Source organism: Polaromonas sp. P4_F9 (assembly GCF_056401235.1).
In genome coordinates, this window is the sequence record NZ_JBFUJT010000017.1 from 108,213 (window position 1) to 127,098 (window position 18,886).

Here is an 18,886-nt window from a genome sequence, read left to right on the forward strand (position 1 = left end):
GAAGGGCCAGGCCGCAGGCGCAGCGCCCCCTCGGGAGGCAGGGAGCTACACGCAGCGAGCGACCGTGGGGGCTCTCCAACCCAGCAGGGGCCGCGGAACCGGCTTCGCCGGGCCGCAGGCGCAGCGCCCCCTCGGGGGGCAGAGAGCTACACGAAGTGAGCGAACGTGGGGGCTAATCCCTGTACCAGCGCTCCAGCCAACGCGTTGCCAGCTTGCCTGCGGCCTCGCGGCCGCCCAACCCGAACGACAGCGCCACGGCAACGGCCACCGCGCCCAGCGTCAGGCCGAAGGCCAGTTGCACGATTTCGTTGGCAAGGCCCATGGCGCGCAGCCCCATGGCGATCACCAGGCCCAGGATGCCAATGCGGGCAATCTCTGCGAGGCCGGCCGCGTGTTTGCCGCCGGCCTTGTGGATGGCGTCATAGGCCAGGTTGGAAATCCAGAAACCGACGGCCAGGATGGCGCCGCCCAGCAGCACATCCGCAGCGAACCCGATGAAGGAGGACACCATGTTCCGCATCTGGCCGAAACCGAGCTGGCTGGCGGCCTCGGTGGCGGCGAACAGCATGGCAAAGAACATCAGGAGCGCCGACGCCAGGCGCGAGGGCCGGGCGGCACCCGACAGCACATGCTGTATGCCCATTTTTTGCGGCAGGTTGTCGACTCCGGCGCTTTCCATCAGGCTGGCCAGCAGGCGCGAAGCGAAGCGCGCGATGTACCAGGTCAGCAGCAGGATCACGGCCGCCGCCACGATGTGCGGCACAGCGGCAAACATCAGGTCGAGCATTTGCGAGGCCGGACGCGACACGGCATCGATCTTGAGCGCGTCGAGCGCAGCGATCAGCGAGGGCACGAACACGAAGATAAAGACCAGTGTGCCCGCCAGGGCCGACAGGCGAATGGAGCTATCGAGCCCGACCCGCTGGTTCAGGCTGTCGGCGCCGGCCGCTGCCAGCAGGTTGGTCACCAGGCCGCGCAGCACGCGGGCCACGATGTAGCCCACGCCGCCGATCAGCAGGGCTGCGAACGCGTTGGGCACCATGGCCAGCAGCTTGTTGAGCATGCCGATCACAGGTTCGAGCAGGGCATTGAGCTGGAAGGCGTTCAGGATGGCCGGCAGTAGCATGAGAATCACCAGCCAGAACAGCACATTGCCCACGTTCCGGCTCATGGGCGCCATGCCGGCCTCGGTGGAGAGCTTTTCATCGAGTGTCGTGGCGGCAAGCGCCCGGGCAGCCAGCGCGCGCAGCACGGTGGCGAGCAGCCAGGTTACCAATGACAGCACGGCCCCGGCGAGCAGCTTGGGCAGGTAACCGATGATGTCGCCCATCATGGCGGCGAAGGGGTTGGTCAGGAGCGACAGGTCCAGCACATTGAGCACGGCGACCAGCGTGGCCAGCAGGATCAGCCAGAACACGCCCACTGCCACCGGCGATTCAGCATCGAGTTGCACGCCCGTACTTTCCTCGACGCGGGTATTGACCTTGAGCAGCCGCAGCAGCCTGCGCATGCCCGCGCGCGCTGCAACAGCCAGCAGCCAGCCCAGGGCCAGGATGGCGACAGCGCCGAGGACTTTGGGGAGATTCGCGCCCAGGCTGGCTTGCAGCGAGGTGACGAAGGTTGACAGGTCCATGATGCGCTCTCCTTGGTTGTTATTACTTGAGGCAGGCAAGACTCGCGCGCCGGACGCGCGCCTCATTCTGGCACCGGCGGTCACCACAAGCAAGCCGGTGCTATCGGCTGTACTTTTCGATGTGTTGAGCCACTGCCTGCAGAACCAGCGGCAGCGCCTGGTCGGTATCGCAGGCGATGATCTGGCGTTGCGGCATGGAGCGCAGCCAGGTGATCTGGCGCTTGGCCAGCTGGCGCGTGGCAATGATGCCCTTGTCGCGCAGCTCGTTCATCGGGAAGCTGCCGCCAGGGCTGCACACCTCCTGTGCATCCAGTAATTCCCAGGCCTGGCGGTAACCGACGCAGCGCATGGACGGCAAGTCCGGTGTCAGGTCGCCGCGCGCGCGCAGGGCTTTGACTTCATCGACAAAGCCGGCCGCCAGCATCGCGTCAAAGCGCTCGGCAATGCGGTGGTGCAGCCAGCTGCGCTCTTGAGGTTCAAGGGAAATAAGGATTTCAGTCCTTTCTTCCCGACCGTCATCAACTATGGTTTTTGCGGCGTTTTGCTGGTGAAAGAACGACAGCGGCTGCCCGGACACCCGGAACACTTCCAGCGCGCGCGAGATGCGCTGTGAGTCATGGGGGGCCAGCCGGGCGGCGGTGACCGGGTCAACGGTTGCCAGCTCGGCATGCAGCGCAGGCCAGCCTTTGGCGGCGGCTTCGCTGGCCAGTTCGGCGCGCACCGTCGGGTCGGCCTTGGGCATGTCGTCCAGGCCGTCGAACAGCGCCTTGAAATACAGCATGGTGCCGCCCACCAGCAGCGGCAGCTTGCCGCGCGCGGCAATGTCGTTGATCAGGTGCCGGGCATCGGCCACGAACTCGGCGGCGCTATAGGCCTGCAGGGGGTCGCGGATATTGATCAGGTGATGCGGCACGGCAGCGAGTTCATCGACCGTGGGTTTGGCGGTGCCGATGTCCATGCCGCGGTAGACCAGTGCCGAATCGACGCTGATGATCTCGACGTCATGCTGCCGCGCAATGGCCATGGCGGCGGCCGTTTTGCCGGAGGCTGTTGGCCCGGCGAGTGCAATGTATGTGGCCCCCACGCTTGTCTCCGGTTTCACGTCAGGGTTTGGCGGCGGCCTCATGGGCAGGCTCTCCGTATTTCTGCACCACGGTCCAGGCGCTGGCGGCAATCAGGATGCTCCAGAACCATATGCCGTTGGTCAGCGGCAGGACGGTGCCATCCATGTGTGTGCCCAGCCAGCCGCCCATGCCAAAGGCCACCACCATCATCAGGAAGCCGTTCATGGCCGAGGCCGCGCCTGCCGCGTGCGGGAAGGGCCCCACCGCGCCGCTCTGGCCGCAGGGCTGGTGCACGCCGTGGGCCAGCATGAAGAGGTAGTAGGGCAGCATGATGGCCCAGACGTTGTGCAGGCCGGCCCAGGCACAGACGCCCATCAGCGTGCCGCCCGCCAGGCTCAGGCCTGCCGCAATCGCCACCGACTTGCGCACGCCAAAACGCGGCAGCAGGCGGCGGCAGATAAAGGTGCCCGCCAGGTAGCAAAAGCACATGGAAAACATCACCAGGCCGTACTGCATTTTGCTCAGCCCCAGCACCTTGATGAAAACAAATGAGGACGTGGCGAGAAAGGTGAACAGCCCGCCATACGAGGCGGCGGACAGCGCCGAGAACACCAGAAAGGTGGGGTTGCCGAGGATATGCATCCACGTGTGGCGCAGCGTGGCGGGATGCAGCGCCCGCGGGTTTTTCTGCCGCAGGGTTTCTTCAAAGCGCAGGGCGACCAGCGTCAGGGTGCAGGCGCCAAATACGGCCACGGCCATCAGCGCGACGCGCCAGCCCCAAAACTCCGACAGCAGGCCGCCCAGCGGCGCGCTGACGCAGGCCAGCACACCCAGGCCGCTCAGGCCCTTGGACATGATGCGGGCGCCTTCCTGCGGCTGGTACAGGTCCCGGATGATGGCGCGCGCGCACATCACGACAGCGCCCATGGCCGCGCCCTGCACAACACGCCAGACGATCAGCAGCGCCATGGAAGGCGCCAGCGTGCTGCCGATCGAGGCCAGCGTGTAAGTGGCCAGGCCCCACAACAGGATGGGGCGCCGCCCAAAGCGGTCGGAGAGCGGGCCCCAGATCAGCTGGGAGACGCCGAAAGCCAGCAGCAGCGCACTGAGCGTGAGCTGCGCCTGCGACATCGGGGCGCCAAAGCCTTCGGTCAGCGCCGGCAGCGCCGGCAGGTACAGGTCAGTGGTGACCGGCTGGATGCCCAGCAGCATCGACAAAATAAGCACGATCAGGCCGGCCGACATGGACGGCGACGCTACCGCGCTGGCGGCAGCGGCCGGCGCAGCATTGGAAGACATTTTTCGGGAGGAGACAGGCATCCGTCTGAGGGTATCAGATTGACCGCCGCCGTACGCGCCACCGTGTACGCGGCCCTACGCGCGGCCTTACGTGCCGCAGCCATGCCGGCAGGCGTTTCGCGGCCGGCTTATTGCAGATGGAAAAGCTGTGCCAGCGCCTGCCGGTATTGCGGCTGGCCGACCTGGTTGGTGTTGTGGTGCGAGCCGCCCTCGACCAGCATGAACAGCTTGGGCTCGGCCGCTGCGTCAAACAGCTTGCGCCCGAGATCAGGCAGGATCAGGCGGTCTTCACCACCATGGACCACCAGCAGGGGAGAACCGATCTGTCCCACCTTGCGCACGGCTTCAAAGCGCTGGGTGATCAGCAGGGACAGCGGCATCCAGCCCCATTTGGAACTACTCACCACGTCGGCAATCGAGGTGAAGGTGCCTTCGACGATCGTGCCGCTTTCATCGGTGACTTCGTTGGCCAGGTTGATGGCAATGGGCCCGCCCAGCGAGTGGCCGAAGATATAGCGGGGCCGGTTCGGGTACTTTTGCGCCAGCCAGTCCCAGGCGGCGCGGGCGTCTTCGTAGGCCGATGCCTCGGAAGGCAGCTCGTGGGTGCTTTTGCCAAAGCCGCGGTAGTCGATGGCCAGCACCGAAAAGCCCAGTTCCTGCATGCGCCGCACGCGCGGGGCGGAGCCGGTGACGTTGTAACGCGCGCCGTGCAGGTAAAGCATGACCGGTGCTTCGCCGGCTGCCGGCCTGTCCCTGTCCGTGTCGGCGGGCAGCCACAGCCCATGAAGGCGGATGTTCTGGTCGTTGATCCTGGAGTTGAATTTGATCCAGACGTCCTCCATGCCCTCGGCGGCTGCGGCGCCTCCGCTCCAGGTACGGTCGCTGGGCTGGAAAATCCAGTCGCGCTGCTTTTCGTCGAGCGTGGCGCAGCCGGCCACCAGCGCCAGCGCCGTGCAGAAGGTAGCGAAGAGGTGCCAGCGTTTCATGAAGGTAACTGATACGTTGGCGGTCGGAAAGTTCAGCGCCCGCGCAGAAACAGGGCGTCCAGCTCCCGGATGCTCACCTGCCGCCAGGTGGGCCGACCGTGGTTGCACTGGTCGGAACGCTCGGTGGCCTCCATCTGGCGCAACAGGGCGTTCATTTCGTCCGTCGTGAGCTTGCGGTTGGCGCGCACGGCGCCGTGGCAGGCCATGGTGGAGAGCAGCTCATTCTGGGCCCGCTGGATCACGGTGCTGGCGTCGTGCTGGGCCAGCTCGGCCAGCACGCTGCGGGCCAGCTCCACAGCGTCCCCCTGCGCCAGGCTGGTCGGCACCGCACGCACAGCCAGGGTCCTGGGGGAAAACGGCGTGATTTCCAGGCCCAGGGTGGCCAGCGTTTCGATGCAGGCTTCGGCGGTGGCCACTTCCTGCGGGCTGGCGGCAAAGGTGGCCGGAATCAGCAGGGGCTGGCTGGCGATGCGGGCGCCTTCGCTGCTGTCCATCTGGTTTTTCAGCCGCTCGTAGACGATGCGCTCGTGAGCCGCGTGCATGTCCACAATGACCAGGCCCTGCGCGTTCTCGGCCAGCACGTAAATGCCCTGCAGCTGGGCGATGGCGCGGCCCAGCGGCCAGTCGCCGGGCGGCAGGCCGTCTACCGGGCCAGCAGAATAGGCTGCGGAGGGGCTGACGGGCGAGGGTGAAAAGCTGTTGCTTGCCGTTGGGCCGCCCGGCTGCATTGGCGCGGGCCACATGGCTTCGAAGTCCGACGCACGGCTGCCGCCGTTTGCTGCGAAATTGATAGCTGGCCGTGCCCACGATTTCTGGGCAAAACCGGGACTGCCGAAGCCTGATGCTGAAGATTCGCCGGAAACCGGCGGGAAGGCCGCTTCGGCTGCAGCGCCGTCGGGGCCGGCCGCAGCAGCCGAGCGCGGCGCGGCCAGCGCGTTTTCGGTTGCGTGGCGCACCGCCTGGTGCACCTCGCGGCTGTCGCGAAAGCGCACTTCGATTTTGGTCGGGTGCACGTTCACGTCGACGCGGGCCGGATCCATCTCGACATACAGCGCATACACCGGCTGGCGATGGCCGTGCAGCACGTCTTCATAGGCGCTGCGCGCCGCATGGGTCAGCACCTTGTCGCGTACATAGCGGCCATTGACATAGGCAAACTGCTGGTCGGCCCGCGAGCGCGCGGCATCCGGAATGCCGGCGCGGCCCCACACGCGCACCGCGGGCAGCCCGTCGGCCCGCCGCGCCGCGCTTTCGTAATGGACCGCGACGGATTGCTCGACAAAGTCGCTGCCCAGCACATCGGCCAGACGCTGCGCGTGGGCCGCGGCCGGCTCGCCGTGGCAGGCGCGCCATTGTTCGACCAGCTTGCCCTCGTGCCAGATGGCAAAGCCGACGTCGGGCCGCACCAGCGCATGGCGGCGCACGGCTTCAATGCAGTGGGCCAGTTCGGTGGCGTCGGTTTTCAAAAACTTGCGGCGTGCCGGGGTGGCGTAAAAGAGCTCGCGCACCTCCACGCTGGTCCCGCGCGCGCGCGGCGCCGGTTGTAGTTCGCCGGTGCGGCCGTCGAGCTGCCAGGCATGCTCAGCCTCATCCGTTCTCGACAGCAGGCTCATGTCGGCAATCGAATTGATGGCGGCCAGCGCCTCGCCGCGAAAGCCCATGGTGCCCACGGCCTCAAGGTCCTGCAGCGAGGCGATCTTGCTGGTGGCGTGGCGCCGCAGGGCGACCGGCAATTCCTCGCGCGGAATGCCCTGGCCGTCGTCTTCCACCAGAATCAGCCGCACGCCGCCCGCCAGCAGCCGCACCGTCACTTGCGTGGCTCCCGCGTCCAGCGCGTTGTCCACCAGCTCGCGCACCACAGAGGCAGGGCGCTCGACCACTTCGCCCGCCGCAATCTGGCTGATCAGCTCATCGGGAAGTTCACGGATGGGGCGGCGGGTGGTCGGAGTGCTCATTGCCTGGGATTTTAGATGGTGACTATTTTTCGATGGGAGAGGGCTGCAGAGCCTGGCTAACACCAAGGGACCAAGGGCTGGGCATTAAGGGCTTGCTTGCGTAAGTTGTAATATTCTGTTGCCTGCAAACTGACGCAGTTTGCAGCCCTGCAAGCCTGCCTGCTAACTCCAAGAATCCAAGGAAGCCATGTCGTCAAAACTACTTGTTCCCACAGCCTTGATCCCCCTGCTCCTGCTTGCCGGCACGGCGGCCCTGGCGCAAAGCGCCCAGGCGCCTGTGTGCGTGCACGACGAAAGTGTCAAGGAGCGTTTTTTGCCCGTGGAGCTGCTCACCGGCAACCCGATGACCGAAACCCGCGAACTGGTTTTTGCGCCGGTCGACCGGGCGTACCCTTTTGTGGACGAGCTGCCGGACGGCTCGCTGGGCAAGGGTGAAGCCGCGCTCAAAGGGCCCATGTCATGGGAGGGGCAGGGCGGCACGGTGTATGAAATCTACGAGCGCAAGGTGCCGCGTGCGCACGAGCGTTTTGCGCTGACGCCCGACCGCACGGCGATTGGCCGCGTGTACGACCAGCGTTTTGGCAACGCCGTCAATGAAGGCAAGTTTCCGGTCGGGGTGTGGGCGCAAGGCCAGACGCGCCGCTACAACACCACCTATTTTTCGCCGCGAGGCGTGCGCAACGAGACCTCGACGGTCGAAATTGAAAAACTCTCGTGCACGTATGAGGGCGTGCCTGGCGCCGTGCAGTACGGCTGGAAAACCAGCAGCGGCCTGAGCTATGGCTATATCTATGTGCCCGGCAAGGGGCTTGTGCATGTCATGACGCGGGCCGGCGGCCGCTGAAGCCCGGGTTCCGGCACCAGCCGGCTGCGCCGATCCGCCCGTGGGGACGGTTTCATACCTGTCAAAATCGCCGGCATGGAACTAGTTACCTTTCTCATCGATTTCATCCTTCACGTCGACAAGCATCTGGAAGTCTTTGTCACCAGCTATGGTGCATGGGTCTACGCCCTGTTATTCCTGATTATTTTTGTGGAAACCGGCGTGGTGGTCATGCCGTTTTTGCCCGGCGATTCACTGCTGTTTGTGGTGGGCGCGATGTGCGGCGTGGGCCTGATGAGCTATCCGCTGACGCTGGGGCTGCTGTTTGCGGCAGCGGTGCTGGGCAACCAGTCCAATTACACGCTCGGTCATTATTTCGGCCCCAAGGTCTTCCAGTGGGAAGATTCAAAATTTTTCAACAAAAAGGCGTTTAACCAGGCTCACGCCTTTTACGAGCGCTATGGCGGCATCACCATCATTGCGGCGCGTTTCATGCCTTTTCTGCGGACTTTTGCCCCTTTCGTGGCCGGTGTGTCGCAGATGACGCGCAGCAAGTTCACGCTGTACGACATCACGGGAGGAGCGCTCTGGGTGGGTGGCATTGTTACAGCGGGTTATTTTTTCGGTAATGTGCCGTTTGTGAAGACGCACCTGGACAAGATTATCTGGGCCATGATCCTGATTCCGGGCTTGTTTGTCCTGTTTGGCGCCTGGAAGGCCCGCCGCCAAGCATCGCAGGCCTGATGCACCCCGGCTTGGCCCGGCTCAGCCGCCGACCTTGAGAAACAGGTCCGGATCGGGTGCAAAGTTGGCGTGCAACGGCAGCAGGGCGCCGCCCAGCGCGCGGGCGTCCGGGCCCATGTCGCCGGCGATCACCGTGGCTGGCCACAGGCCTTCCCAGTTGTAGCGGCCCAAGGCTTCACGGGTGCGCTCGATCAGCTGCAGCAACAGGGGCCGGCAGAACGAGCCGTCCATCACCACGGCATCAATGTCCAGAAAGGCCGTGGCGCTGACCACGCAGTGGGCCATCGCATTCGCGGCGCTGGCCACCCAGGCGCTGGTCTCCTGGTCAAACGGGGGCTGCAGGGCCCGCTCGTCGTAGGCCGCGGCCGGGTCCAGCCCGTGTGCCACCAGGCGCTGCTCCAGCTCCCACAGCGAGGCATGGCTGATCAGTTGGGGCGGCGCGTCGGGCCCCTGCGCCACCTGCAGGGGTAACGAGGCCACGGCACCGGCGTTGCCATGGATACCGGCATGGGGGTGGGAGTTGATGACCAGGCCCCCGCCAACAAAGGTGTCCACAAACAGGTACAGAAAACTCTTCAGGTCGCGTCCGCGGCCGGCCACCAGTTCGGCCACGCAGGCGGCCGACGTGTCCTTGGCAAAGTTCACCGGCAGGTCGGCCATGGCCTGGACTTCAGTGCCCAGGTCGATGCGGTTCCAGGCGTCCGACTGGTCGTCCGACAGCCCCAGCATCCGGTGCCAGCCGCCGAACTGGAACGGTGCGGCGACGCCGACCCCGACCAGGCGCGGGGTCAGCGGGCCGAGCTGCTCGCGCAGGGTGCGCAGGTGCTGGCCTATGGTGGGAATCAGCGTACCGGCCTCGGGAAAAGGGTAGGTCACCGACAGCCGCTGCCGGACTTTGCCGGTGAAGTCCACCAGCAGGGAGTCGGTGCTGCGCCGGCCTATCTTGATACCGACAGAAAAGGCGCCGTCCGGATTCAGCGCCAGGGGCACCGAGGGCTGGCCGATGCGTCCACGCACGCGGTCCTGACGGATCAACAGGCCGTCTTCCTCGAGCCGGGCCGTGATCAGCCCTATGGTCTGGGCGGTCAGACCGGTCAGGCGGGCCAGGTCGGCCTTGGGCAGGCTGCCATGCAAGCGCAGGGCCTGCAGCACCACGCGCTCGTTGAACTGGCGCATGCCCACCTGGTTGGAGCCGCGCGGACGCAGCAAGCGCGGCGGCGCAGGGGAAATGGCCCCAGGGGCGGGTGAAGCACTGGCTCGTGTCATGGCCGCAGATTCTCGCCGATCACGCCCTTGCGCAGGATGAAGTTGCCAAAGGGCTGCAGCTCACCTGTCACCACGATGGCATAGGCCCGGCGCACCCGGTCATAGAAGGCATGGCGTTCGATGGCTTCGGCCTGCTGGTGCGCCAGCAGGTTCGGCGCCAGCTGCGCCAGCACCTCGCGCTGCAATCCCGAGCAATAAGGTGCCTCGGTACCACTGACCTGCATGTAGGCCACCGGGTGGTCCACATCTTCGGCCAGAGGCAGCAGGGAGATCACGGCCTGCGCCGTCCGCGCCATGCCGTGGCCGGGCAGGCGCAGCACGGGCTTGCCTTCTCCCAGGCTCATTGCCGTGAAGTTGGCATCGGCCAGCACGAGCGCATCGTCGTGGCCCATTTCGGCCAGCAGCTTGAGCAGCTCGGGTGTGAGCAGGGGGTCGATGCCCTTAAGCATGGGGGAACCTCATGGGTGCGTTGAGCTCAGGCAAGCGCGGCCTCCGGCAGTTCTCCGGCCGTCTTGGCGCCCGTCATCACGGCCACGGTATCGCTCATGCTGATGGTCCTGGGGTTGACGACTGCCGCACGGCGACCCAGGCGCTGGATGTGGATGCGGTCGGCCACTTCGAATACATGCGGCATGTTGTGGCTGATCAAAATCACGGGCAGGCCCTTGTCGCGAACCCGGCGGATCAGCTCCAGCACCATGTTGCCTTCCTTCACGCCCAGCGCTGCCGTGGGCTCGTCCATGATCACCACATGCTGCGCGAAGGCAGCGGCGCGCGCCACGGCCACGCACTGGCGCTGGCCGCCGGAGAGTGTCTCCACCGCTTGCGTCATCGATCGAATCCCGACCTTGAGCTCCTGCATGCGGGCAATGGCCTGCTCCAGCATCTGCTTTTTGTCGAGCAGGCGCAGCAGTCTGCCCAGGGCTCCGGGCTTGATGAGCTCGCGGCCCAGGAACAGGTTTTCGGCAATGCTCATGGCAGGGGCGACGGCCAGGTCCTGGTACACGGTCTCTATCCCGGCCCGGCGTGCATCGATGGGCGACTTGAAGCGCACCACCTTGCCGTCCAGCAGCAACTCGCCTTCGTCGGGTATGGTGGCGCCCGAGAGTGCCTTGATCAGCGACGATTTTCCGGCGCCGTTGTCGCCGATCACGGCCAGGATTTCACCGGCGCGCAGCTCGAAGTCGGTGCCGTCCAGCGCAGTCACCTGGCCATAGCGTTTGACCAGCCCCTTGGCCTGCATGATGAGAGGCGCTGAAGTGTTGAGCAAGGTGTTGGTGTCCATCAGCGTGGCCCTTTGCGCGACATTTGGTCCGCTGCTACTGCCAGAATCACCAAAATGCCGGTGATCAGTGTTTGATAAACGGAGGCGACGCCCATCAGTGTCAGGCCATTGCGGAACACGCCCACAATCACCGCACCCACCAGCGAGCCCAGGATGATGCCGCGTCCGCCAAACAGGCTGGTGCCGCCCAATACAACGGCGGTGATGGCATCCAGGTTTTCGGTTTGCCCCGCGTTCGGATCGCCTACGCCGGTGCGCGCCACCGACAACAGGGCAGCGATGCCGTAAAAAAGGCCCGCCAGCGCATACACGGTCACCAGCACACGGTCGACCCGGATGCCGGTCAGGCGCGCGGCTTCGGCGTTGTTGCCCACGGCGTATAGGTGGCGGCCCGGTGCGGTGTCCCGCAGCACGAACCATGCGAGGGCGTACAGGGCAATCATCGTGACCGTCCCGAGGCTGACTTCGGTGCTGCCCAGGCTGAAGGTGTTGCCCAGGGCGGTCATTTCATCCGGGAGGTTGGAAATGATTTGCGCGTTGGAGTAAATCTGGGTGATGGCAAACGCGATGTTCAGGGTGCCCAGCGTCACGATGAAGGGGGGCAGCTTGACGCGGGTAACCAGCAGGCCGTTGATGAGTCCAAACCCGGTGGTCACCGCTAGTCCGCAGATGATGGCCAGGTAAGGGTTGATGCCGTAGTTCACCGCGAACTTGGTCATGATCATGCTGCCCAGTGCCATGACCATGCCGCAGGACAAGTCGATGCCGGCAGTCAGGATGATCAGGGTCTGCCCGATGGCCAGGATGCCCACAACCATCACCTGCTGCAGCACCAGGGACAGGTTTTCACCGGTCAGGAAGCGGTCTGACTGGGTGGTAAAAAAGATGCAGGTAGCCAGCAGGGCCAGCCAGGGGCCGAGAGCCCCCCACGGGATGTGGCGTGAAGTTGAATTCATCGGTGAGCCCCTCGAAGTGATGGAAGAAACGGGGACGCGCTCAGGCGGTCCCGCCAACTCAAGGCCTGCATCGGGCAATCGCCGGGTCATTTGGTGCCCCAGCAAAGTTCCATGCCCGTGTTGATGTCCTTGCTGTCCACGCCGCTGACCGGCTTGGCCGAGATGAGGGTGACGCCGGTGTCGGTGTAGCCCGAGGACTTCTGGCCGTCCCTTGCGTATTTCACGCCTGCCGCCACGCCCAATGCTGCCATCTTCAACGGGTATTGCTGCGAGGTCGCGGTGATCATGCCGGCCGCCGCGTCCTTGATGCCCTGGCAGCCACCATCGACGGACAGGATGAGGACGCCTTTTTCCTTGCCGGCCTTCTTTAGCGCGTTGAAGGCGCCGGCGGCGGCGGGCTCGTTGATGGTGTAGACCACATTGATGTCGGGATTTTTCTGCAGGCAGTTTTCCATCGCGGTCTGGCTCTTGGCCCGGTCGCCAAAGCTGTCGGCCATGCACACCACGACAGGGTCCCGCGAGAGTTCGTTGGATTTGGCGTCCGCCGCGGGCAGGCCAAAGCCCTTCATGAAGCCGTTGTGCCGCTGTGCGCCCACCGGATGGCCGGGCAGCAGGTCGAGCGTGACAATCCGGGCGGGTTTTCCGGCCAGTGCCGCCCTGGCGTACTGACCCACCAGGACGCCGGCCTGGTAGTTGTCGGTGGCAAACAGCGCGTCGGCGCCGGCAAAGGGGCTGTCCAGCGCGATCACCTGCACGCCCTTGGCCTGCAGTTTCTTGACGGTGGGGGCGATGGCATCGCCACTGGCGGTGATCAAAATGGTCTTGGCACCGGCAGCTGCCATGTTTTCAAGGGCGGTGATCTGGCCTGCGGTGTCGCCGTCGGATTTTCCGGCCGCGGTCAGCAGCTTGGCACCGAGTTTTTTGGCCTCGGCCTCGGCCCCTTCTTTCATTTTGACAAAGAAGGGATTGGTTTCGGTTTTGGTGATCAGTCCGATCACCGGCTCGCCCGCAGCGAATGCGGAGGCTGCGACCAGCGCGAGGCTGGACAGCGCGAGACGGGTGGCGGTACGGGCGATGGCTGGTTTCATGCGAGTTGTCTCCGGCTTGATTTGATGTCTATGGTCGGGGTCAGGGCTTGCGACCGGGGGAAAGTACCCATTACCAATGGGCTTGAGGGAACTATAGTGGCGCTGTAGTTACTAAATCAAGTTGTTTTAGTTATGGAAAACCCTCTAATTATGGAAAACCCTGATAAAACTCCGCAGGTGGCCACGGCCGGCGAAGCGCTCATCGATTTGATCCTGCAGCCCGACGGGCGCTACGAGCCCTGCATTGGCGGCGCGGTCTTCAACCTGACGCGGGCGCTGGCCAGACAGGACATTGGCACGCTTTACCTCAACCCCCTGTCGGGAGACCGCTTCGGCCGCCAACTGGCGGCGGCCCTCGTCAGCGACGGCGTGCAGCTGGCCCATCCGCAGCCGGTGATGCAAAGCACCTCGCTGGCGCTGGTGGGGGTGGACGACAAGGGTCACCCCGACTATGCCTTTTACCGTGAGGGTGTGGCGGACCGTGCGATCTCGGCGGAACGGCTGATCCAGTCGTGCCGGCAAGCGCCGGCGCTGCAGATGGTCTGCACCGGGGCGCTGGCGCTGGCGCCGGAGGATGCCCAGCACTACCTGCCTTGGCTGCGCACGCAGCGTGAAGCGGGCACGCTGGTGGTGGTGGATGCCAACCTGCGCCCCTCGGTGATGCCGGACCTGGAGCCGTACCGGCGCCATGTCCAGGCCGTGATGCAGCAGGCCGACGTGCTCAAGGTCAGCGACGAAGACCTTGAGCACCTCGCAACGCCAGGAGGAGATGCGCTGGCGCGCGCCCAGCACCTGCTGGACGCGACGTCGGCCCGCCTGCTGGTGCTGACGCTCGGTGCGCAGGGCGCCTGCCTGCTCACGCGCGACGGCCAGCAGTGGCGGGCGCGCGAATCCCGACCGCTGGAGGTGGTCGATACCGTGGGTGCCGGCGACTGCTTTCTAGCCGGCATGCTGGCCGCATTGCTAACGCCAGATGAGATGGGGCGAGGCTTGGCTGCGGCTGCCGCTGTGCGGGCGCCGCTGGACGACGCGGCGGGCCGCAGGCTGCTCGCGCATGCCCTTGCCAGCGCCAGCCTTTGCGTCATGCGCCGCGGCTGTGTACCGCCGACACGGGTACAAGTGCAGGCCAGGGTCAAGCAGGCGCCCTGCGCGTTTGGCTTACCCGGCGCCTGGTCCTGATGTGCCGCGCCGCGAATTCACGCTGTACGACATCGCGGGAGGGGCGCTCTGCGTGGGCGCCATTGTCACGGCGGGTTATTTTTTCGGTAATGTGCCGTTTGTGAAGACGCACCTGGCAAGATCATCTGGGCCATGATTTTGATTCCGGGCTTGTTTGTGTTGTATGGCGCGTGGAAAGCCAGACGCAACGCCAGTGCGGCAAGCTGAAGTTTCCGGCAATCCTGTGTGAATCCGGCCTTGCCTGCGGGTGAGAAATAACCCGGGCGCGTCAACCCGGGCAATGTCCCTATGACGGGATTTTCATCAATGGGGTGGTTCGCGGGCAGCGCTACGGTCAGATGCCGCGATCCCGTCGTCCGTCGGTGGTCCGTTTAGCGATTGTGACTGTCAATTGCGCCAGGGTGCTTCCGTTGATCTTGCGTTGATCTTTCATTGACAAGAGGTGCCAGCGAGGTGCCAATGCTGTCACAGCAACTTCATCTGCCTGTGTTTTTATCGAATCGGGAATTGTCCCAAAAACACCCCGGAGAGAAACGTATGGAAGACACCATCAATGCGTCGCGTCGCAGTCTTTTGAAGGGCGGCACGGCCGCTGTCGCTATCCCGTTCGTCGCAACGCTGCAGGCCTTTGCAGCACAACGCGCCGACGCCGCGCAGCCAGCGCCATCATCGATCGTCGGCCCTTATGGTCCGATTCGTCCAAGCAGGGACCTGAGTACCGGGTTGGAACTGCTCCAGCTTCCCGCCGGATTCAGCTATCGCAGCCTGTCATGGACGGGTGATCTGATGGCCAACGGGCAGCCGACGCCACGCGGCCATGACGGTATGGCTGTCGTCGCAGAACGTAACGGGCCAAAGGGCCCCGAAATCGTGCTGATCCGTAATCACGAGCTGGGTGAGGGCGCAGAAGTCATCGGTGCGGGCGCGCAGTATGACCGCAGCCAGGTTCAAGGCGGAACCACCAACATCACTTTCCGGCACGGCACCTCGGAACCGGCCCTCACCGTGCCGAGCCTTGGCGGTACGCTGGTCAACTGTGCCGGTGGCGTCACGCCATGGGGCACCTGGCTGACCTGCGAGGAAACCATCGCGGACCGTACTTCAGTGGGCGGAAGAAAGCACGGCTATGTTTTCGAAGTCACAGCCGACCCGTCACAGACAACAGGCCAGCCGATTGTTGAAATGGGCCATTTCAGCCATGAAGCGGTCGCAGTCGATCCCGCCACCAGCATTGTTTACCTGACGCAGGATGACCGCAACAAGTCGGGCCTGTATCGTTTTATCCCGCGCAATACCAGCATGCAGCCGGGGGCTCTGGCGCAGGGCGGCACTTTGCAGGCGGCGCGCGTCAAAGGCCAACCAAAAACGAGCCTGATTGTTGCAACGCTGGGTGACACGTACGAGCTGGAATGGGTCAACATCCAGTATCCGGACGCCGACCCGCAGGTGTACCTTGTGCCGGATGCGTCCGGCCTCGCTGCCGGCCCCTTTGTGCAGGCCTGGGACCAGGGCGCGCTGCGTATGAGCCGCGGCGAAGGTGCGTGGTACTTCAACCGCAAGATGTATTTCGTCGATACCTCGACGGGCAGGGATGCCGGCGGCCGGCCAGGACGCGGTGAGGGTGCAGTGTGGGAGCTCGATCTGGCGACGATGCGTTTGAAGGCGGTTTTCGTGTCCGGCAGTGCTATTGTGGGCAACAACCCCGACAACATCACCGTCAGCCCTCGCGGCGGCGTGCTGTTGTGCGAAGACGGTGGTGGCGTGGCGGACGAGTTCGGATTCGGCGATCGTCTGATGGGCCTGATGTCAAACGGCGCAAGCTACATTTTTGCGAAAAACAATGTCATCCTGACGCCGCAGGACATCACCAGCTCCGGCAAGAAAGTTGTGCCGGAAGACTACCGCGATCGCGAATTCGCAGGCGCCTGTTTCGATGCCAAGGGACAGACGCTGTTCGTCAACATCCAGACACCGGGTATTACCTTTGCGATCTGGGGACCATGGGCGCGCGGCACGCTGTAAAGCTGGTCGATTGGCAAACAAGAAGAAGGCGACTCGCTGAAATTCAGGAGCCGCCTTTGTGTCTTTGTGTCTTTGGGTCTTGTCTTTGTGTCTTTTGTGTATATGGCAGCGAGAGGATCCTCAACCCGCTGATCCATCCGCTCTGAACTGGCCCGCCCATCTGCCCCGTTCATCAGGTGCTTGCAGGCGGGCCGGCTTACCCCGCAACAGCGCGTCAACAGGGCAACGGCTTGTTATTTAGCGGTTTTTGCCGATCTCGTTACCGATCAACGCACCTGCGGCAGCGCCGCCCACTGTTCCGATCGTGCTTCCGCCGGTCACGGCACTGCCGGCTACGCCGCCAATGACTGCACCCGTGGCGGTACCGATTTGGGCATTGGTGGGATTGGTTCCGCAACCGGTCAGGGCAATCAGGCAAGCCGCTACCGCCGACATCAAGAGTTTCGCATTCATAGAGATACCTTTGTTAAGAGTTTCAGGCTCTTTCACGACCGACATCCATGTCTCTTCACGTTGCTTTGCTTTGCCTTGGCGTTTGCCTGTACCTTCAATGTAGGGCGGCGAAGGGTCTGGAGCTGTAGGAGAGGGGCGTCGCTGGCTGTCGGTTGGGACTGCACAAACCCCCGGCCAGGTCGTCGGTGGGGACGGATTACAGCGCGCGACTCCGCGCCAGTGGCGGGTTCCTGGCAAAGTAGCGGCTGATGCCGCGCATCAGCGCATCCGCGAGCTGGATCTGGTAGTCATCGCTGCGCAGCCGGGCTTCTTCCTCCGGATTGCTGATGAAGGCGGTTTCTACCAGCACGCTGGGAATGTCGGGCGCCTTGAGCACCGCGAAACCGGCTTGCTCGACCCGCGGCTTGTGCAGCCTGCCGACATGGCCGATCTCGCCCAGCATGGCGCTGCCCAGCTTGAGGCTGTCATTGATCTGCGCGGTGGTGCTCATGTCCAGCAGGGCCTTCTGGACCTGCACGTCCCGGGCCTTCACATTGACGCCGCCCACGAGGTCGGCGGAATTTTCCTTCTCGGCCAGCCAGCGCGCGGCGCTGCTGGAGGCGCCCTTGTCACTCAAGGCAAACACGCTGGCGCCTTGCGGGCGGGCGGTAAAGAAGGCGTCCGCATGGATGCTGATGAAAAGATCGGCCTGCACGCGGCGCGCTTTTTGCACGCGGATGTGCAGCGGCACAAAAAAATCGGCATCGCGCGTGAGGTAGGCGCGCATGTTCGGTTGCTGGTTGATGCGGTCGCGCAGGCGATGCGCGATTTGCAGCACGACATCTTTCTCGCGCGTGCCGCCGGGCCCGACCGCGCCGGGGTCCTCGCCGCCATGTCCCGGGTCCAGCGCCACGATGACGAGCCGGTCTGTCTTGCCTTCGGTCCGCCCCTTGCCAGCGGCCGCCATGTCGCCAGGCGGCCGGGCGGCGGGCAAGGGCAAGCGGTCGTCTGCAGAGCCAGCCAGCGGTGGGCTGCCCGATGGCTTGTCGCCACCGGCCACTGCGCCCGATGGGGCTCGTCCGGTCTGACGGGCGATCAACTCGCCCAGCGGGTCGGGGGCTGCGCTCGTGGATGAGCCGGCGCCGGCCTGTTTGTCGGCCAGTCGCTCGGCGATCAGGGCCTCCAGTGGGTCGATGGCCTGCGCCGGGTACAGGTCCAGCACCAGCCGGTGCTGGTAAGCCGCCACGGGCGGCAGCGTGAAGACCTGCGGCAGCATGGCCTGCTTCAGGTCAATCACCAGCCGCACCACGCCCGGTGCGTTTTGCCCGACGCGAATCCCTGAGATATTCGGATCGTCCGATTTCACCTTGGCCACCAGCTCGCGCAGGGCCGGAATCAGGTCTATGCCTTCAATGTCAACCGCCAGGCGCGGTGGCTCGGCCACAAAGAACTGCCGAGCCTTGATTTCACCGTCGGACTCGATGGTGACGCGGGTGTAGTCTTTGGCCGGCCAGACGCGCACGGCGACAATGGTGGCGCCGCGGGCAATGTGCTGCACCCCCAGCAGCAGGACCACGCCGCCCAGCTGCAAGGCGCTGCGCCGGTTGAGGTGGCGACCGCTTTTATTCGTCATGCCAGCAGTTCTGCGCCGGTAGCGCTGTGAGCCGTCGCTGTGACTGAACGGGACGTGTCACCCAGCACCTCCATCTTGAGCAGCAGGTCAGGCGGCGGCAAATGGACGCCCGCTTTCTCGGGCCACTCGACCAGCTTGAGCCCGGGGCTGGCGAAGATGTCACGGAAACCGGCCTCCTCCCATTCCCGCGGATCATTGAAGCGGTAAAAGTCAAAGTGCCATATCGACAGGCCCGAGGGATTCATGCCGGAAGAGGGCAAGGTGTAGGGTTCCACCACGGCATAGGTGGGGCTTTTGATGCGGCCCTTCACGCCGAGGGCACCCAGCAGGTGGCGCACAAACGTCGTTTTGCCGGCCCCCAGGTCGCCCTGCAGTTCAATCAGCGCCTGCCCGATCGCCGGTTGCCGCGCCAATGCCTGCGCAAAGGCAAGGGTCGCGGCCTCGTCTTGCCAGACAATGTTTTTTACAATCAGCGGGTGGACCTGAACAGTCATCAATTCAATCATCAATTTGTAAATCAA

17 protein-coding genes are annotated in these 18,886 nt (G+C 64.5%); 4 read left to right on the forward strand and 13 right to left on the reverse strand.

Going from position 1 to position 18,886, the window contains the following annotated elements:
* Positions 1-172: 172 nt before the first annotated feature.
* The 5 genes from AC1DUB_RS16245 to mutL all read right to left on the reverse strand — a co-directional run bounded on the left by AC1DUB_RS16245 (position 173) and on the right by mutL (position 6,937).
* Positions 173-1,633: a mechanosensitive ion channel gene (locus AC1DUB_RS16245; RefSeq protein ID WP_477730380.1), complete on the reverse strand. Its 1,461-nt coding sequence runs from the start codon at positions 1,631-1,633 to the stop codon at positions 173-175.
* A 100-nt stretch (positions 1,634-1,733) separates the two neighbouring features.
* Positions 1,734-2,759, reverse strand: a complete 1,026-nt coding sequence (miaA, locus tag AC1DUB_RS16250) for a tRNA (adenosine(37)-N6)-dimethylallyltransferase MiaA (protein WP_477730381.1) — start codon at positions 2,757-2,759, stop codon at positions 1,734-1,736.
* Entirely contained in the window at positions 2,737-3,996 is a 1,260-nt protein-coding gene (locus AC1DUB_RS16255; RefSeq protein WP_477730382.1) for a multidrug effflux MFS transporter, read from the reverse strand. The genes miaA and AC1DUB_RS16255 overlap by 23 nt, the downstream gene beginning before the upstream one ends.
* Before the next feature lie 128 nt (positions 3,997-4,124).
* Positions 4,125-4,982: an alpha/beta hydrolase gene (locus tag AC1DUB_RS16260; protein ID WP_477730383.1), complete on the reverse strand. Its 858-nt coding sequence runs from the start codon at positions 4,980-4,982 to the stop codon at positions 4,125-4,127.
* Positions 4,983-5,014: 32 nt separating this feature from the next.
* Positions 5,015-6,937, reverse strand: a complete 1,923-nt coding sequence (mutL, locus tag AC1DUB_RS16265; protein ID WP_477730384.1) for a DNA mismatch repair endonuclease MutL — start codon at positions 6,935-6,937, stop codon at positions 5,015-5,017.
* 187 nt (positions 6,938-7,124) lie between these two features.
* On the opposite strand from mutL, the gene AC1DUB_RS16270 reads away from it, so the two are divergent.
* Together AC1DUB_RS16270 and AC1DUB_RS16275 are read left to right on the forward strand one after the other, a co-directional pair.
* The gene (locus AC1DUB_RS16270; RefSeq protein ID WP_477730385.1) at positions 7,125-7,781 is read left to right on the forward strand and encodes a hypothetical protein; all 657 of its coding nucleotides are present in this window, start codon (positions 7,125-7,127) and stop codon (positions 7,779-7,781) included.
* Between the two features lie 75 nt (positions 7,782-7,856).
* On the forward strand, positions 7,857-8,504 hold the full coding sequence (locus AC1DUB_RS16275) for a VTT domain-containing protein (protein ID WP_477730386.1): 648 nt from the start codon (positions 7,857-7,859) through the stop codon (positions 8,502-8,504).
* A 21-nt stretch (positions 8,505-8,525) separates the two neighbouring features.
* On the opposite strand, the gene AC1DUB_RS16280 is transcribed toward AC1DUB_RS16275, so the two are convergent.
* From AC1DUB_RS16280 to AC1DUB_RS16300, 5 genes are all read right to left on the reverse strand, one after another.
* Positions 8,526-9,770, reverse strand: a complete 1,245-nt coding sequence (locus tag AC1DUB_RS16280) for an ROK family transcriptional regulator (RefSeq protein WP_477730387.1) — start codon at positions 9,768-9,770, stop codon at positions 8,526-8,528.
* Positions 9,767-10,219, reverse strand: coding sequence for an RbsD/FucU family protein (locus tag AC1DUB_RS16285; RefSeq protein WP_477718491.1), 453 nt, complete (start codon positions 10,217-10,219; stop codon positions 9,767-9,769). Before AC1DUB_RS16285 ends, AC1DUB_RS16280 begins: the two co-directional genes overlap by 4 nt.
* A gap of 26 nt (positions 10,220-10,245) precedes the next feature.
* A complete protein-coding gene (locus AC1DUB_RS16290) occupies positions 10,246-11,055 on the reverse strand; it encodes an ATP-binding cassette domain-containing protein (RefSeq protein ID WP_477730388.1) in 810 nt (269 codons plus the stop codon).
* Entirely contained in the window at positions 11,055-12,011 is a 957-nt protein-coding gene (locus AC1DUB_RS16295) for an ABC transporter permease (protein WP_477730389.1), read from the reverse strand. The genes AC1DUB_RS16290 and AC1DUB_RS16295 overlap by 1 nt, the downstream gene beginning before the upstream one ends.
* Before the next feature lie 86 nt (positions 12,012-12,097).
* A complete protein-coding gene (locus AC1DUB_RS16300) occupies positions 12,098-13,099 on the reverse strand; it encodes a substrate-binding domain-containing protein (RefSeq protein ID WP_477730390.1) in 1,002 nt (333 codons plus the stop codon).
* A gap of 150 nt (positions 13,100-13,249) precedes the next feature.
* Between AC1DUB_RS16300 and AC1DUB_RS16305 the strand changes: the two genes are divergently transcribed.
* Both AC1DUB_RS16305 and AC1DUB_RS16310 read left to right on the forward strand, forming a co-directional pair.
* A complete protein-coding gene (locus tag AC1DUB_RS16305; RefSeq protein WP_477730391.1) occupies positions 13,250-14,278 on the forward strand; it encodes a PfkB family carbohydrate kinase in 1,029 nt (342 codons plus the stop codon).
* A 537-nt stretch (positions 14,279-14,815) separates the two neighbouring features.
* Positions 14,816-16,300 carry a PhoX family protein gene (locus AC1DUB_RS16310; protein ID WP_477730392.1) on the forward strand — a complete coding sequence of 495 codons (1,485 nt, stop codon included), beginning with the start codon at positions 14,816-14,818 and terminating at the stop codon, positions 16,298-16,300.
* Positions 16,301-16,537: 237 nt separating this feature from the next.
* Here the strand turns inward: AC1DUB_RS16310 and AC1DUB_RS16315 are convergent, their stop codons facing one another.
* The 3 genes from AC1DUB_RS16315 to tsaE form a co-directional block, all read right to left on the reverse strand.
* Positions 16,538-16,753, reverse strand: a complete 216-nt coding sequence (locus AC1DUB_RS16315; RefSeq protein WP_477718485.1) for a glycine zipper 2TM domain-containing protein — start codon at positions 16,751-16,753, stop codon at positions 16,538-16,540.
* A 196-nt stretch (positions 16,754-16,949) separates the two neighbouring features.
* Positions 16,950-18,365, reverse strand: coding sequence for an N-acetylmuramoyl-L-alanine amidase (locus AC1DUB_RS16320; RefSeq protein WP_477730393.1), 1,416 nt, complete (start codon positions 18,363-18,365; stop codon positions 16,950-16,952).
* On the reverse strand, positions 18,362-18,859 hold the full coding sequence (gene tsaE / locus AC1DUB_RS16325; protein ID WP_477730394.1) for a tRNA (adenosine(37)-N6)-threonylcarbamoyltransferase complex ATPase subunit type 1 TsaE: 498 nt from the start codon (positions 18,857-18,859) through the stop codon (positions 18,362-18,364). The genes AC1DUB_RS16320 and tsaE overlap by 4 nt, the downstream gene beginning before the upstream one ends.
* Positions 18,860-18,886: the final 27 nt, after the last annotated feature.

What these genes read in the sequence shown, in the direction of transcription:
- AC1DUB_RS16285 (WP_477718491.1), bottom strand. Translation starts at nt 10,219, where the DNA reads ATGCTTAAGGGCATCGACCCCCTGCTCACACCCGAGCTGCTCAAGCTG.
- AC1DUB_RS16300 (WP_477730390.1), bottom strand. Translation starts at nt 13,099, where the DNA reads ATGAAACCAGCCATCGCCCGTACCGCCACCCGTCTCGCGCTGTCCAGC.
- mutL (WP_477730384.1), bottom strand. Translation starts at nt 6,937, where the DNA reads ATGAGCACTCCGACCACCCGCCGCCCCATCCGTGAACTTCCCGATGAG.
- AC1DUB_RS16255 (WP_477730382.1), bottom strand. Translation starts at nt 3,996, where the DNA reads ATGTCTTCCAATGCTGCGCCGGCCGCTGCCGCCAGCGCGGTAGCGTCG.
- AC1DUB_RS16310 (WP_477730392.1), top strand. Translation starts at nt 14,816, where the DNA reads ATGGAAGACACCATCAATGCGTCGCGTCGCAGTCTTTTGAAGGGCGGC.
- AC1DUB_RS16290 (WP_477730388.1), bottom strand. Translation starts at nt 11,055, where the DNA reads ATGGACACCAACACCTTGCTCAACACTTCAGCGCCTCTCATCATGCAG.
- AC1DUB_RS16260 (WP_477730383.1), bottom strand. Translation starts at nt 4,982, where the DNA reads ATGAAACGCTGGCACCTCTTCGCTACCTTCTGCACGGCGCTGGCGCTG.
- AC1DUB_RS16270 (WP_477730385.1), top strand. Translation starts at nt 7,125, where the DNA reads ATGTCGTCAAAACTACTTGTTCCCACAGCCTTGATCCCCCTGCTCCTG.
- AC1DUB_RS16245 (WP_477730380.1), bottom strand. Translation starts at nt 1,633, where the DNA reads ATGGACCTGTCAACCTTCGTCACCTCGCTGCAAGCCAGCCTGGGCGCG.
- AC1DUB_RS16275 (WP_477730386.1), top strand. Translation starts at nt 7,857, where the DNA reads ATGGAACTAGTTACCTTTCTCATCGATTTCATCCTTCACGTCGACAAG.
- miaA (WP_477730381.1), bottom strand. Translation starts at nt 2,759, where the DNA reads ATGAGGCCGCCGCCAAACCCTGACGTGAAACCGGAGACAAGCGTGGGG.
- AC1DUB_RS16295 (WP_477730389.1), bottom strand. Translation starts at nt 12,011, where the DNA reads ATGAATTCAACTTCACGCCACATCCCGTGGGGGGCTCTCGGCCCCTGG.
- AC1DUB_RS16320 (WP_477730393.1), bottom strand. Translation starts at nt 18,365, where the DNA reads ATGACGAATAAAAGCGGTCGCCACCTCAACCGGCGCAGCGCCTTGCAG.
- AC1DUB_RS16315 (WP_477718485.1), bottom strand. Translation starts at nt 16,753, where the DNA reads ATGAATGCGAAACTCTTGATGTCGGCGGTAGCGGCTTGCCTGATTGCC.
- tsaE (WP_477730394.1), bottom strand. Translation starts at nt 18,859, where the DNA reads ATGACTGTTCAGGTCCACCCGCTGATTGTAAAAAACATTGTCTGGCAA.
- AC1DUB_RS16305 (WP_477730391.1), top strand. Translation starts at nt 13,250, where the DNA reads ATGGAAAACCCTGATAAAACTCCGCAGGTGGCCACGGCCGGCGAAGCG.
- AC1DUB_RS16280 (WP_477730387.1), bottom strand. Translation starts at nt 9,770, where the DNA reads ATGACACGAGCCAGTGCTTCACCCGCCCCTGGGGCCATTTCCCCTGCG.